Genomic DNA, 256 nt, shown 5'->3' with positions numbered 1-256 from the left:
GAACGGCCAGGGGCAGCACCAGCGAGCGATACACCAGCAGCAGGATCACAAAAACGGCACCCAGTGCGACCAACAGCAGGATTCCATCGATGCCGCCAAAGGCGTTGACGAGGTCTGCGGTCAGCCCGGCAGGGCCAGTGACACAGGCGTGGACGCCCGGAACGCCGGACCGCACGGTATCGCGCAGTTCCTGGACGTGGGTCCGCAACTCATTGGAGGAGGACACAGGCACGATGAACTGCACCGCGTTGCCGTC

The 256-nt window shown here is 64.5% G+C and carries 1 protein-coding gene; it reads right to left on the bottom strand.

Going from position 1 to position 256, the window contains the following annotated elements; genetic code table 11:
• The coding region (locus SCA31_RS24425; RefSeq protein ID WP_410699564.1) for an MMPL family transporter at nt 1-256 on the bottom strand (256 nt) is incomplete at both ends.

The sequence above is a fragment of the Chryseobacterium sp. SIMBA_028 genome (assembly GCF_046535285.1).
In the GTDB taxonomy this organism is placed as follows: Bacteria; Bacteroidota; Bacteroidia; order Flavobacteriales; family Weeksellaceae; genus Chryseobacterium.
This window is presented reverse-complemented; position numbering and strand designations above follow the sequence as displayed.